The 13,309-nt window shown below is 53.0% G+C and carries 12 protein-coding genes, 1 tRNA gene and 1 pseudogene; 1 reads left to right on the top strand and 13 read right to left on the bottom strand.

Annotated elements, in window-relative coordinates:
• Nucleotides 1–78 precede the first annotated feature (78 nt).
• From SMC1_RS05290 to SMC1_RS11250, 8 genes are all read right to left on the bottom strand, one after another.
• Complete coding sequence (locus SMC1_RS05290; RefSeq protein WP_119085748.1) at nt 79–1,338, bottom strand: hypothetical protein; 1,260 nt, start codon at nt 1,336–1,338, stop codon at nt 79–81.
• Entirely contained in the window at nt 1,328–2,200 is an 873-nt protein-coding gene (gene whiA / locus SMC1_RS05285; RefSeq protein ID WP_119085747.1) for a DNA-binding protein WhiA, read from the bottom strand. The genes SMC1_RS05290 and whiA overlap by 11 nt, the downstream gene beginning before the upstream one ends.
• 6 nt (nt 2,201–2,206) lie before the next feature.
• Nucleotides 2,207–3,517, bottom strand: a complete 1,311-nt coding sequence (locus SMC1_RS05280; protein ID WP_165849239.1) for a gluconeogenesis factor YvcK family protein — start codon at nt 3,515–3,517, stop codon at nt 2,207–2,209.
• On the bottom strand, nt 3,514–4,383 hold the full coding sequence (gene rapZ, locus SMC1_RS05275; protein WP_165849238.1) for an RNase adapter RapZ: 870 nt from the start codon (nt 4,381–4,383) through the stop codon (nt 3,514–3,516). Before rapZ ends, SMC1_RS05280 begins: the two co-directional genes overlap by 4 nt.
• Nucleotides 4,384–4,440: 57 nt before the next feature.
• Nucleotides 4,441–4,528 (bottom strand) — tRNA-Ser (locus SMC1_RS05270).
• Between the two features lie 92 nt (nt 4,529–4,620).
• Nucleotides 4,621–5,889: a serine--tRNA ligase gene (gene serS, locus SMC1_RS05265; protein WP_119085744.1), complete on the bottom strand. Its 1,269-nt coding sequence runs from the start codon at nt 5,887–5,889 to the stop codon at nt 4,621–4,623.
• Between the two features lie 133 nt (nt 5,890–6,022).
• Nucleotides 6,023–7,264 carry a threonine synthase gene (locus SMC1_RS05260; protein ID WP_119085743.1) on the bottom strand — a complete coding sequence of 414 codons (1,242 nt, stop codon included), beginning with the start codon at nt 7,262–7,264 and terminating at the stop codon, nt 6,023–6,025.
• A gap of 241 nt (nt 7,265–7,505) precedes the next feature.
• On the bottom strand, nt 7,506–7,781 hold the full coding sequence (locus SMC1_RS11250; protein ID WP_119085742.1) for a helix-turn-helix domain-containing protein: 276 nt from the start codon (nt 7,779–7,781) through the stop codon (nt 7,506–7,508).
• A 336-nt stretch (nt 7,782–8,117) separates the two neighbouring features.
• Here SMC1_RS11250 and SMC1_RS05250 point away from each other — a divergent pair.
• Nucleotides 8,118–9,136: pseudogene (locus tag SMC1_RS05250) on the top strand (IS256 family transposase).
• Between the two features lie 100 nt (nt 9,137–9,236).
• Here the strand turns inward: SMC1_RS05250 and SMC1_RS05245 are convergent.
• The 5 genes from SMC1_RS05245 to SMC1_RS10570 form a co-directional block, all read right to left on the bottom strand.
• Nucleotides 9,237–10,244, bottom strand: coding sequence for an ornithine carbamoyltransferase (locus SMC1_RS05245; protein ID WP_119085741.1), 1,008 nt, complete (start codon nt 10,242–10,244; stop codon nt 9,237–9,239).
• A 20-nt stretch (nt 10,245–10,264) separates the two neighbouring features.
• Nucleotides 10,265–11,350, bottom strand: a complete 1,086-nt coding sequence (locus tag SMC1_RS05240; protein WP_119085740.1) for a carbamate kinase — start codon at nt 11,348–11,350, stop codon at nt 10,265–10,267.
• Between the two features lie 46 nt (nt 11,351–11,396).
• The gene (locus SMC1_RS05235) at nt 11,397–12,416 is read right to left on the bottom strand and encodes an ornithine carbamoyltransferase (protein WP_119085739.1); all 1,020 of its coding nucleotides are present in this window, start codon (nt 12,414–12,416) and stop codon (nt 11,397–11,399) included.
• 155 nt (nt 12,417–12,571) lie between these two features.
• Nucleotides 12,572–12,700 carry a hypothetical protein gene (locus SMC1_RS11105; RefSeq protein ID WP_279386563.1) on the bottom strand — a complete coding sequence of 43 codons (129 nt, stop codon included), beginning with the start codon at nt 12,698–12,700 and terminating at the stop codon, nt 12,572–12,574.
• Nucleotides 12,701–12,889: 189 nt separating this feature from the next.
• Nucleotides 12,890–13,309: hypothetical protein (locus SMC1_RS10570; RefSeq protein WP_165849237.1), on the bottom strand; the 420-nt coding region annotated here is incomplete at its 5' end.

Below are 13,309 nucleotides of genomic sequence, written 5' to 3'. Positions count from 1 at the left end.
AATAGGCCGCACCGGTTGAACCGGACGGCAACGTATCCATATGATACGCAAATGCTGGTGAAAGAAAACAGAAGGTTATTAATTGTCTCTGAAGTATCGAGCCGGGATTCCAAGTGACAGACGATACTTGGCCACCGTTCGTCGACTGATGTGGATGCCTTGGCTCGCAAGGCGCTCCGCTATTTCCCGGTCGCTCATCGCTTTCGAGTCTCTGCCAGATTGCAGTAGCAGCGCTACGGTCTCTTTGGCCGGAGCCGCTGCAGTCTGCCATCTGTCCATGACCATGGAACGAAGTCTGAAGGTACCACGCGGGGTCTTCACATACTTACGACGGAGTGCGCGGACCATAATGGTTCTCGACATCCCGGTTGCCTGCATCAAGTGTTCTACCGGGACACGCGAGGGGGGGCTCGACTGGTTGGTGAAATACGGAGCAAGCGAAGTAATGAGAGCGTCGCCCAGCTTGGCAAGGATCGCCGTGCGTTCCACGATGGCATCGTCGATCCACCGGACCTTGGTAACCTCCATGAGGACCTGCTTTCTGGCTTCAGGGTCCTTGCGGACCGATGACACCACCATAGGATCGATTGCAAGCCCCCAAGCGGGTCCGGGTACTGAGCATTGGAGGGCTCCAGTCAACGAATCTTGCTCGATGACGATGTCAGGCACAACGATGCATGTTGGTCCAGATATCATCCGCTTGGCGGGTTCGGGGTCCAGCACGGTGAAGATGTGCTGCAATGTGGCTGGATCACACTCTATCCTGAGTTTCCTGAGGCACGCACGAATGACACCTGGAGACACAGAGCGTTGACGCGTGCGCAGGAACTGCGCACAGGCAGTCACCGGAAGATCGGGGAGCACACGCGACATCTGCAGGGCAAAGGCATGGGCGACGTCTGTGGCGCCGAGTCCCGCAGGCTCCAGGGTCCGAATGGCGGCCAAGACCCGTCGAACCTCCGCAGTGCTAACATTGATCGAGAAGGCATAACGCGAAATCTGCTTCGTGAAGAAGCCGCGTTCGTCCAGATCCGAGGCGACGAATCGTGCGCACTCCACCTGAGAATCGTCAATGATATCCCTGTCCAGGAGCTCGTCGACTATCAACTCTGCAGGAGTGGAATCTACGAGGTCTGCAAAGCTGTCGAGGTCGCCATTCCATGTGTCACCGGATGTATTGGCCAGGACATGCTTCTCGGCAACGATGCTGCCGGCAGCGAATCGATCCATGAGAGTTCCGAAATCGCTCAGGGGCTGTTCGAGAACCAGACCACGCGTGGCCAGATAGGATTTCTGGCGAAGGCTCAATTGCTGTCGCTGTTTCTGGCTACCGCGCATTTTGAAGAACCTTGGCGATGTGGTAGTGGATGGTGCTCTTAGAGATACACCCAGGGATCTTGTCGGCGAGCTTTGACAGCGGGAGGTCGCGGTACCTCAGTCGTGCCTGCACGACCTCGATCGTGCGGGGTGAGAGACAGGTGCGGTCAGTCCGATCGAAGGCCGCCCGCAATTCGTCGACAGCCCTCGTCTCGCGCTGCAAATTGCCCAGTTCCGCATTGACCGACCGGTTGACCTGGTTGTCCATGTCCCTCTCCAGCTGCAGTTCTTCCAGGGACACCAGCGAGTTTGATGCTCCCCAGGCTGCGAGGAGCGACATGATGTCCTGGCGCGATTTGAGATAGGTGATCTCAGAGGCGCGGCGGATCTGTGAGCCATGCGTCATACGGAGAGAAGTCAGCGAGCGTTCGACGAGCCGACGCCCCACAGGCAGGGAGCAGCTGAACTCCAGATGTGTCCCTTGCACAGCGGCATACCCGGAGATGAGGAAGAAACCCCTGGTGAATGCAGCCGCCGCGCGTTTTCCCCGAAGACGCCGCTCAAGCTGGGTGGGCTCCAGCGGGGAGAGTCCCGAGAACAGTTGCTGTGCCTGAACGGGAGTAAGGTCGACGCTGAAACTCAATTTATGCCCGGCTCTCGAGAGAAGTGCCTGCTTGCGTTGCCAATTGGCAAGTGCATGGGAGGATAGAGAAAGCACGTAGCGCATGATAAAGGGACTCTTCGACGTGAAGGAGATCGACAGCGCTCCCCCATGGCGCAGGACAAGAGAGCTTCCACCATAGAGGGCTCCGGACAGTTCAAGCAGAGGATCGGTCGAAGGCAGCCCTGCCAGTTCCTGTTTGAGGAACTCGATCGTTGCCATGCGCGTCTACAGTCCGAGGAGCGACCTCAGTACGATGCGAAGCTTGCCTGGGTCGTGGCGAATGAGGCCATCGGCGGTTGAGCAGATATCGGCCTCGACGATCCGTGGATGCTGACTCCTTGGGAGATCATCCGAGACGGGATTGACCCCGGCGGAAGCGTACCGCCCCAGCGTCTCGGCAGGGATAGGGGTGCTGCTCAACAGGATCATGTCGATACAAGACCGTCCAAGGACTTCTTCAACCTTGTGAAGGTGCATGCCTGCGGTGTAGCCCTCCGTTTCCCCTCGCTCGGTCATCGCGTTCACGACCAGTACCTTCGTGGCTGAAGAGCGTACGATCGTGTCGGCAGTCGCCTCGATAGATAGCGGTGGTATCAGGCTTGTGAAGAGGGAACCAGGGCCGATGATGATGTAGTCCGCCTGAGACAGCGCTTCGAGTGCGGGGACAAAGGGCTTGGCATGAGGGGGCAGTACTTCGATGGTGTCGATTGTCTTGCCCTGGAGGGGGACCTGGTCTTCGCCATCGATCGTTGTACCATCGGTGAAGTGTGCCCGCAATGAGATGTTGTCCAGAGACATCGGCAGAACCCGCCCCGGCAATTGCATGAGTTCCGACAGCTCCTGTACTGCATCGCCGAAATTTCCCTTGATGTCGCTCAGAGCGGCGATCATGAGATTCCCGACGTTGTGGCCGCCGATTCCTTCGAGCTGCTCCGGGAAACGATAGGCGAGGAGGCGGGCACTGCGTGTCGACTCACCTGCCATGGCGATGAGAGCGTTCCGGAAATCGCCTGGAGGCAGCATTCCAGTGGTCTCACGAAGGCGTCCTGTACTTCCCCCACTATCTGCCATCGTGACAATAGTAGTGAGCTTGACGTTCTCTGTTCGGAGTGACTCGATGATTGGCTTGATGCCGGTTCCCCCACCGATCACGACGACACGGGGAAGAGACTCGGCCTTGCGGTAGCGATAGATCGTCCGCGCGACAGATTCCCTGGGAACGGACCCAGTGATGGCAACCAGCACAGAACGGGCCAAAAGGGTTGCCGCCGAGACCATGAGGCAAGCGGACACGATCACGGTGATGCCGCACAGGACCCCGAAAACTACAGAGACGGCACCGGAAGGGAGGAAACGGCGAAGCATATGCTGAATGGACGGCCGCAGGTTCAGCAGCCATGACGTGCCCGGCGTCTGAAGCAATCCGTCGATGGCGAGAACAAGAAGCGCTGTTCCCGCAACAAACAGCAAGAGGTACCTCTTGACGCGAATGCCAGGAACGAGCCAGTACCAGAGTGCCTGTCTGTGTCCCTTCACTTCTGGAGGTCCCGATGGAACACGTGTACCGCTTTGGCCCGTGGCTTGAGGTGGTGGTAGAGCATGTTCGCGATCACGACAGAGCGGTGTCTGCCACCTGTGCATCCGATGCCGACCGTTAGGTAGCTCTTTCCTTCTTCCTGGTAACGCGGGAGCACAAAGTCGACGAAGTCGGCCAGGCGAGCGAAAAACTGCCGGGCGTAGGGCTCGTGAAGAACACAGAGAATGACCCCCTTGTCGAAGCCTGTGCGATGCGCGAGGTGTTCATCGTAGTATGGGTTGGGCAGGAAACGAACGTCAAAGAGAAGATCCAGGTCGATTGGCAGGCCGTTCTTGTAGCCAAAGGAGACGATATTGATGGTAAGAGTCTGCGATTCCTGCGATCCGAGAATCGCCTCACGCACGCGATCCTTCAGTTCACCCACGGTGAGGTCAGTGGTGTCGATGATGACGCTCGACAGTCCCCGCACCTCTGCAAGTAGTTCCCTCTCGTTCCTGATACTCTCTGACACAGTGCTTCCAGGAAGTGGATGGCGCCTGCGTGTCTCGGAGAAGCGGTTCACCAGAACTCGGGATGACGCTTCCAGGAAGATGACACGAGGATGAATATCGCGCGCTCCGAGTCGCTGGAGCATAGAATGAAACTGGGTCTTGAACCCTGAGCTGCGCACATCGAGGGCCACCGCTATCTTGCTTATTCTGCCATCGGTTTGTGAGGCGAGGTCCAGAAACTGGCTCATGAGAGAAATCGGGAGATTGTCCATGGCATAGTACCCAAGATCCTCAAGGTATCCCATGGTCTTCGTCTTGCCAGCACCACTCAGGCCGGTCACAATGACAAGGTCCAGACTAGAGACTACTTGCACGCACGCCTCCCGTTTGTATTGTCGGTATGCCCGACAGGCACTTCTGGGCAAATACAGTGGCGGAGGGGAGAGGGTTTGAACCTCCGAAGGCGTTAACCTTGCCGCATTTCAAGTGCGGTGCCATCAACCGCTCGGCCACCCCTCCATGCTCTGAAACAAGTCTACAGAACAATCCCCGGTTGTCAAAACGAGCCAGAAGGCTCGCTAACCGGGGATTTCGTACTTGCCTGGTCCTCGTCAGCGGATAACGTCTGTTCCCATGTATGGAATCAGCACATCCGGCACTCTAACGCTACCGTCTTCCTGCTGGTAGTTCTCCAGAATTGCAGCCATCGTTCTGCCCACAGCGAGCCCTGAGCCATTGAGGGTGTGCACGAATGCGATTTTGCCATCTTTGGTACGATACCGGATGTTTGCCCTGCGTGCCTGAAAGTCTTCGAAGTTGCTGCAGGAGCTTATCTCAACATATCGATCCTGGCCGGGCATCCAGACCTCGGGGTCAAACTTCATTGCGGCTGCAAAGCCAAGGTCACCGGTGCACATCTTGCTGCGATGATACGGAAGGTCCAGCTTCCTCAGAATGCCCTCGGCGTTCTCGATGAGCAGATCCAGCTCATGATATGAATCTTCCGGCTTGACGAACTTGACCATCTCGACTTTGTTAAACTGGTGGACGCGGATGATCCCCCGGGTGTCCTTGCCCGCGGCACCGGCCTCTTTTCGGAAGCACGCCGTGTAGGCGACATACTTGATGGGCAGGTCTTCTTCACGGACAATTTCGTCCCTGAGCAAATTCGTCACTGGAACCTCTGCCGTCGGATCGAGGAACAGGTCGTCGGTGTCCGTATGGTAAAGGTCGTCCGCGAACTTTGGCAGTTGTCCCGTTCCCGTCATTGACTCTCGATTGACCAGATAAGGCGGCAGGATCTCCATATAGCCCTCTTCCTGGACGTGCACGTCGAGCATCCATGAGATGAGAGATCTCTCGAGCTTGGCCCCCAGTCCCTTGAGAACATAGAAGCGCGAGCCGGAAATCTTTGCGCCCGCAGCAGAATCGATGATGTCCAGAGATTCTCCGATCTCCCAGTGAGGTCTCGGAACAAATGTGAAGGTTGGCTTCTCATGCCAGGTGAACACGACAGTGTTCTCTTTGTCGCTTTTGCCGACGGGGACCGACGCTTCAGGCAAGTTTGGGATGCAGAGGAGCAAGGCCCGAAGGCGTACATCGACCACCTTCACGCGGTCGTCCAACTCCGCGATGTGTGAGCCGACGTCTTTTATCTCAGCGATGGCGGCTGAAGCGTCCAGTTTGGAGCGCTTGAGTGTGGCGATCTGTTCACTGGCTTCGTTGCGGAGATGCTTGAGTTCGTCCACCTTCTGGAGCAGGTCTCTTCTCTCCCGGTCGACCTCGAGGATCTCGTCGACCATCTCCGGCCCTTCGTTCTTTGTTGCTATCCCGGCCTTCACGAGGTCAGGATGCTGACGAATCAGTTCCAGGCTCAGCATCGGTATCTCCTTCCAACGGTTTCAGTTTCCACGTTGAATTCTACTGTCCGACGGTCAAAAAGCAACGCAGCCATTTGCAAGAATGATTCATGACTGGCGCCGACGATGCCCGAGACACAGGAGACGCAGAAGATTAGAACCCTTCTGCAATCGCCTGTTCCACTGCATCGATACGCGGCGGTATCAACATGCTGGTGCCCTTCACCTTGAGCGCGTTCTGAACATCCTTCAGCCCGTTCCCGGTGATGAGGACAACGATGCAGTCCTCCTGGTGGAGGTCACCACTGTTGGCTAGCTTGCGCAGCGCGGCCACGGAAGCCGCAGCGGCCGGTTCAGCGAAGATACCTTCGTTCCTGCCCAGTAACCCTATGGCGTCGATGATTTCGTCATCTGAGACAGTGACCGCCAGACCGCCACTGGACCTGATGTCGCGTACCGCCATGAGGTGGTTACGCGGAATGCCGGCCACGATGCTGTCAGCGCACGATGTTGGATTCTCCAGGTAGGCGACCGGTTCGCCGGAGATAACTGCGCGTGCGATCGGAGCACAACCTTCAGCCTGGACCGCTATGAGTTGGGGCATATGGTCGATGAGTCCGAGGGTCAACAGGTCATGGAATCCCTTTGCGACACCCGAGACGATACAGCCATCCCCAACCGGGACGATGACCTTGTCTGGTGCTTCAAAGCGCATCTGCTCGGCGACCTCGAGGGCGACAGTTTTCTTGCCCTCGACCATGTAGGGGTTGAAGGCCGTGTTTCTGTTGTACCAGCCAAATCGTTCCGTTGCCTCCATGCATAGGTCGAATGCTTGGTCGTAGTTGCCATCGACAAGGAACAGATGGCTGCCGAATACTCGCAACTGCGCTATCTTTCCCGCAGGCGCGGATGCAGGCGCAAAGATGTATGCGGCGACTCCTGCATTCGCGGCAAGCCCTGCCAGGCTGGAACCTGCGTTGCCCGTCGTTGCGGCTGTGATAATGTGCTCGCCAAGTTCGGCTGCCTTGGCGATGGCGATGGCGGAGGCCCTGTCTTTCAATGAAGCTGTTGGATTGCGCCCGTCGTCTTTGAACCATACATGGGGCAGTCCTAGTTGAGGACCAACACGTTTGCTTGCATATAGCGGCGTCCAGCCGATCTGGAGTGTCAGCGACGCAGGACGTCCCTCGACAGGCAGGAGCGCGAGATATCTCCACATCGAGAGATCGCGGTCATTCTCCAACTGTTCCCTGGTGAGGATCCTTTGGACCCGATCGTAGTCGTACAGGACTTCGAGGATTCCGTCGTTGCCGCAGGTGGGACAGACATAGCGGGTTGTGGAAAGGTCGTATTCGCGTCCGCACTTCATGCATTTCAGCCCAAGAACTGAAGACATTATTCCTCCTTGACGGAAAGGTGGGCGAGATTGCTGCCTCACCCGCCCATATCATTCGTTGCCGCTGTAGCTGGCCATATGCAATCAGGGATCGTACCTCTTTCGTTCTTCACCCTCTGCTTTGCGGCATTTCCCTTGGTGCCTGAGTTTTTCTCGGAGAACGGTTGATAACAAGCCGTTCTTCAAGGCACGGTAGATAGTTGCGGTGCAAAGGTCCATGCCATGATGGCCAATAATCTGCTCAGGTGACCAGTACTGTTCTAAGCCGTTTACAATCTGTTCGTAATTCTGACCTCATGACTTTCAGTTGAGGCTTGCATGCCCGTCTGCGAAGCGTGTAAGAATTCTGAGCCTCATGAGAACTGTAGCCGTGTCTTCCTTTATTTCTGTGGAGTTCCCGGCCGATAGTACTCTTGCTCCGACCAAGCGCTTGTGCAATCTGTGTGATGCCTTTCTGATTGTGATACATCAGCAATATGCACTCGCGTTCACTAATGGTAAAATAGTAGTAGCTCATCGAGTAAACCTTCTATACCAATGGCTGTTTGGTAACTTCCATTTTACCGCATCGGTTTGTCTTGATGGACTTCCTTTTTCAGTTCAGCTCGTTGCACTTAGATTGTACATCCGCCGGCAAATAGAGCAAATAAAGCTCCGACAATTGCTTTATACCAGAAGCTTTCCAACAAAACACCCATTTCGGAACTTTCACGTTCCTCGTGCATTTGTTCTCCCTTAGCTATCATAAAACCCCCAATGGTAGTGTACAATCAAGTTTGCAATTTGGAGGTTGAAAAAGATCATTGGAGGTTCCAAGATGTTGTTGCTAAAACTAACAGGGAGGAAGCAACCAATGACCAAGACCAAGGATACGGCGTTCTTTGAAAGCAAGCTACTGGAATTCATCGCGGAGGAGGATCCGCTGCTGTCGATGCTGCAATGGATGACGCAGAAGCTGGTGGAGGTGGAGGTGGCGCCGGTCGAGGTCATCCGTGAGGCCTGACGCAACGGATTCTCGACGCGAAAGATCGACCGTGTGGCGAAGAGCCTGGGTATCAAGGACATCAGCGCCTCACAGGTGAGCGAGATCAACAAGGGGCTCGACGGGATGGTCGAGGAGTTCCGCAACCGACCCCTCGATGCGGAATACCCCGTGGTCTGGGTGGACGCCCTGTATGAGAAGATCCGAGAAGGCCGGCGTGTACAGAACATGGCGGTTATGATCGTGAAAGGGGTGAACATGCGGGGGATGCCCCAGATCCTGGCTGTGGAGCCGATGGAGAACGAATTGGAGGAAACCTACCGGGCACTGTTCGCCCGGTTGCGGGAGCGGGGCCTCAAGAAGGTCTGGCTGGTGGTTTCCGACGCGAGTGCCGGACTGCAGGCGGCGATCCGCAAGGATTTCATCGGGGCGTCCTGGCAGCGCTGCAAGGTGCATTCATGCGCAACATCCTGGCGCATGTAAGCCAGAGGGAGAACGAGGCGTTCGCCGTGCGGTTGAAGCAGATCTTCTGGCTGGAACCCGACAGGGAGAGCGCCACGGCGTGCGCGCAACGATTGGCCGAGCTGTATGGACAGCGGTTCCCACCGGCGATCGAGTGTCTGGACGCGGGCCTCGAGGACTCGCTCCAGTTCTACGCGTTCACGGAGATCGACCACCGGAAGATCGCGTCCAGCAACACGCTGGAGCGGCTCAACAGAGAGATACGCCCTCGCTCACGGGTCGTCGGGATATTCCCGGGCATCGGCTTGTACCTGCGGTTGGTCACCACGTACCTGATTGAATGCGAGGAGGATTGGCAGAACGGACGGAGTTACATCAAGGCGGAGTCGCTTGCCAGGCACCAAGTGCTATTGAATGAAGCGGCGTGACGATTCAGTGCTTCCGATGATTTCCGAACTGTCAAATTGCGAATAATATATGAAGGTTCTGACATACCAATCTGTAAACACATCTTGAAGCCGGGACGAATTATTTCCAGCCAGATGCCATTGTGAGGGCCATTATCGCCTTTTGGGCGTGGAGCCTGTTTTCTGCAATATCATAAATGATTGAACGAGGGCCACTTGCTACTTCATCGTCCACTTCATTCCCCCTATCAGCTGGCATAGGGTGAATAAAATAGGCCTTGTTCGTTAAATCATTGAGCTCTGAAGTTAACCTCCAATTTTTGTATTGAAGGGCGAGTTTTTGGTCTTCTTCTTTGCCAATGGCATATCTCTTTGGACTCATCCATTGCCTTGCATAGACAACATCGGCACCTTTAACTGCTTCAAATCTGTCATGGGTTATTTCAAACTTTGCCCCAGCTTTCTCAGCATTTTTCTTCGCTGTCTCAATAACTTCCGGGTCAAGGTCAAAACCTTCAGGATATGCAAGAGTAAGGTCCATTCCATATCTTGGAAGAAGGAGGACATCCTCCTGAACGGAGCTCCAGGAACGCACCATTGGGGAATAACCCCACATCATAGTTATTTTTCTGCCCTTCACATCTCCCATATGTTCCTGCAACCCCATGAGGTCTGCAAGCCCCTGGCAGGGGTGATATTTATCATGAGCCATTGAAACAATAGGAATTGATGCATATTTTGCATATTCTCTAAGCAATGCTTCACCATCGCCATACTGCTCAATAGCATCTTCAAGAATCCTTATTCCAAGACCAACACCATATCTCGACATTACATTTGCTGCATCCTCTATCGTTTCGCCTGCTTTTTCTTTTGACTTCAATCTCATCGTTTTTGGCTCGAGAAATTGGGCATGCCCTCCAAGTTCCGTGGCCGCCGCTTCAAAAGACTGCCTCGTCCTTACCGAAGGGTTATAAAAGAACATAAAGAAAGTCTTGTACTTAAGGATTTCAGTATATGGCTTTTCATACCTATGCCTTTTCATGTCTTTTGCAAGGGCAAGAACTTCATCAAGCCATTCCTTTCCCCAGTCCTGCGTAGTAATTAGATCCTTACCATAAAGGTCCATTGCCATCTCCCTGGACTACATTATTCTCTAACGATCGTCGTCCCAGCTTTTCCTTCAAGCGTTTCAAGGTATTTCGAAGTCAAGGAAATATAAGCCTTCTTGCCGCCGCCTTCAAGGAATTTGATAATTGCAAGAATCTTAGGTCCCATACTGCCAGCAGGAAAATGCCCTTCAGAATAGTATTTCTTTGCTTCTTCAAGAGTCAAATGTCTCAGGTTAACCTGATCAGGCTTCTGATAGTGAAGCTTGGCTCCATCTTCTCCTGTAAATATGGTTAGTGTGACATCAACACCTTCTCCTTTTTCCTTTGCTCTCTTTAGAAGCATCGTACCAAGTAAAGCAGAAGCAAGATCCTTGTCTATCACTGCCTCAACCCCTCTGTAAACCTTCAAATCTTTACCATCTTCAAAAGTAAAGCCATAGTTACTATGATAAACACCATTTTTGTCAGGCTCTTCCAAAACAACAGGGATACCGCCGCCACCAACTGTTATCGGTACCATACCTTTTTCAAGTGCTGCCTCAACGAGATCAATCTCAACTATATCAAGGGGTACAGGTGATGGGACAACCTTTCTCCAGATTTCGTTGCCCATTTCGTCTTTCTTGTATAGTTTAACGACCCACCCGTCTATCTGGGCTCTTTCCATTGCTTGTCCTTTTGTGTAAGATGGGCCGATAAATTTCGTAGGGTTCTGGAAGCCAGGGTCATCTTTACCAACGACAACCTGTGTCACAATGCTCACAACCTGTTTGTTGATGCCTTTTGTCTTTAGCTGGTTTGCAAGAATCTGTGCTAACATATACCCCATCGAGCCCTGAGTATCTGCCCCGCACACATCAAGGGGAAGAGGAGGAAGTATGGGCCTTGAATACTCTGAGCGAAGAAGAACATTGCCTACCTGAGGGCCATTACCGTGCGTAAGAATGTAATCATCTTCAGGAAAAGAAGTTACGATGTTTGATATATACTCGCAGGTTTCTTTTGTTCTTTTCCATTGCATAGCAATATCGGGGATAATAGCTTTTCCATTTTCATCAACTAAACCGGCAGGCGCAACTTCATTGCCACCAAATGCAAAAATCCTAATTTGTCTTTTTCCCATAATGAATTCCTCTTTCTTTAAATCTCCTAAATCTTCTTTTACAGAATTATCTCATTATCAAGGACATGATTGCTTTTTGAACATGAAGCCTGTTCTCTGCCTCATCATTAACAATAGAAATTTTCGGGTCATCAATAAGGAGATCAGTAACTTCAAAACCTCTACGAGCAGGAAGACAATGCATATACACACAATTCTTATTGGCCACCTTAAAATGCTCATGCGAAATACGCCAATCATCCTTGTATTTCTTGCCCACTTCAGCATGTCTTTCGGGATTCCTAGCCCAGGATTTAGCGTAGATAACATCTGCGTCTTTTGATGCTTTCCAGATGTCATTCTCAATCGTGAGAGAACCGCCACTTTCTGCTGCTGCCTTTTTTGCAAATTCAACATATTCGCTATCAAGATCATAAAGCCCTGGCTCGTCAGGATAAGCAAGAGTAATATTTAACCCAAGCGTAGAGCCCGCAGCAATCATTGTCTGAGGCACTCCTGCCGATTTTGCTCTCTCATCATATGCCCATGACATGACAATTTTTTTATTTCTTGCATATTCTAAGCCACCAAACTTCTCCATCATGGTAAGAATATCACCCATGATCTGACAGGGGTGCTCCTTATCATCAAGCATATTAATTACAGGTATATTCGCATATTCAGCTATTCCTCTTAGAACATTTCTAGCATCTCCATATTCATATGTTTCTGCACCCATCTGGGTCTTAAGATTATAGAGACGAATTGCAAAACCGTCCAAAAATCTCGAAATCATTTCGGCAGTATCCTTCCATGACTCCTTGTGGGAAAGTTGTAATTCCTCAGGATTATAGACCTGAGCAGACCCACCAAGCTGAACTATCCCTGTTTGAAAAGAAAGTCGAGTTCTCGTTGAAGGCGATGCAAAAAGTAATCCCAAAACCTTTCCTTTGAGGATTTCTGTCTGTGGCTCACCCACGGCATTTCTCATTTTAAGCCATTTAGCAACCTCAAGAATTGTTTCCAGTTCCTCTCGGCTAAAGTCGAGTACGCTAATAAAATCTCTGCCTCTCATATCTGTTTTCATTTTTTTACCTCCTTGAATGCTAAGTATCTTATGCTCTTAGTATTCGCAGTCAATAGGAAAGACTAATCGACTCACTCACCAGTCTCATATGTATCGGGAATTGTTCAGCTTCCCGCAAGGACCGTGTCAACTCACGTAAGAATGGAGGTGAACCATCAGGTCGTGAACTCACCAGCAATGGAGGCGTAGCTGCCACGTTTCTTGATGAGCAGAGGTTGTCTTCTCCTGGCGATCTCATCCAGTCGGTCCTGGCACAGGAAGATCTCGTGGAGGAGGGTTGTCATGTCTAGCGCTGCGCATGTTGCTTGCAGGTGTTCCTTTGTGTGTTCTGCAACATCCTCTCGAGTCAGCATCCGTGCGCACGGTGTCTGTGCTGTGTCGTACACCTTGGTGATATGGCTTTCGATCCTTTCCTCCCGCAGGAGCCTCTGCAGATTCGCGGGGTGGACCCCCCGAGGGGAAAGGTCTAGGCGCTAAGGTTCCACCTGGACAGTGGACGCCGCTTGAAAAACGGTATCAAGTGCAGCAGATCGGCCCACGATTGCGATCTCCAGAGAACCTGCCAGGGTCGGCGCGTAGGTCACCGTCACGGGCAGTGACGAGGCTGAGGTGACAAGCAATCCTCCGATATACACGTCGAATGATACGGCGGCTGACCCGACGGGCTGAGCCACGTCGAGACTGAGCGTCATTTGCTGTCCGACCTTGAACTGCTCTGGGAATGCTGTCACGCTGAGTTCATTACCCGACGTGATCTGCTCTTGGTAGACTTCCGTAGGAACCTGGTCCCGGAGCATGGTCCTGACGACGACTCTGCTATCGGGCCAGTCGGTCGGAGCCAGCTTGGTCAGATCCTCGGCCGCGAGTCGTACGGTCTGAAGAATCGGTGGATG

Source organism: Candidatus Cryosericum septentrionale, from assembly GCF_003570995.1.
In the GTDB taxonomy this organism is placed as follows: Bacteria; Caldisericota; Caldisericia; order Cryosericales; family Cryosericaceae; genus Cryosericum; species Cryosericum septentrionale.
This window is presented reverse-complemented; position numbering and strand designations above follow the sequence as displayed.

Coding starts and splice junctions, on each gene's coding strand:
- SMC1_RS05290 (WP_119085748.1), bottom strand. CDS start 1,338: ATGCGCGGTAGCCAGAAACAGCGACAGCAATTGAGCCTTCGCCAGAAA.
- whiA (WP_119085747.1), bottom strand. CDS start 2,200: ATGGCAACGATCGAGTTCCTCAAACAGGAACTGGCAGGGCTGCCTTCG.
- serS (WP_119085744.1), bottom strand. CDS start 5,889: ATGCTGAGCCTGGAACTGATTCGTCAGCATCCTGACCTCGTGAAGGCC.
- SMC1_RS05260 (WP_119085743.1), bottom strand. CDS start 7,264: ATGTCTTCAGTTCTTGGGCTGAAATGCATGAAGTGCGGACGCGAATAC.
- SMC1_RS11250 (WP_119085742.1), bottom strand. CDS start 7,781: ATGAGCTACTACTATTTTACCATTAGTGAACGCGAGTGCATATTGCTG.
- SMC1_RS05245 (WP_119085741.1), bottom strand. CDS start 10,244: ATGGACCTTTATGGTAAGGATCTAATTACTACGCAGGACTGGGGAAAG.
- SMC1_RS05240 (WP_119085740.1), bottom strand. CDS start 11,350: ATGGGAAAAAGACAAATTAGGATTTTTGCATTTGGTGGCAATGAAGTT.
- SMC1_RS05235 (WP_119085739.1), bottom strand. CDS start 12,416: ATGAAAACAGATATGAGAGGCAGAGATTTTATTAGCGTACTCGACTTT.
- SMC1_RS11105 (WP_279386563.1), bottom strand. CDS start 12,700: ATGACAACCCTCCTCCACGAGATCTTCCTGTGCCAGGACCGACTGGAT.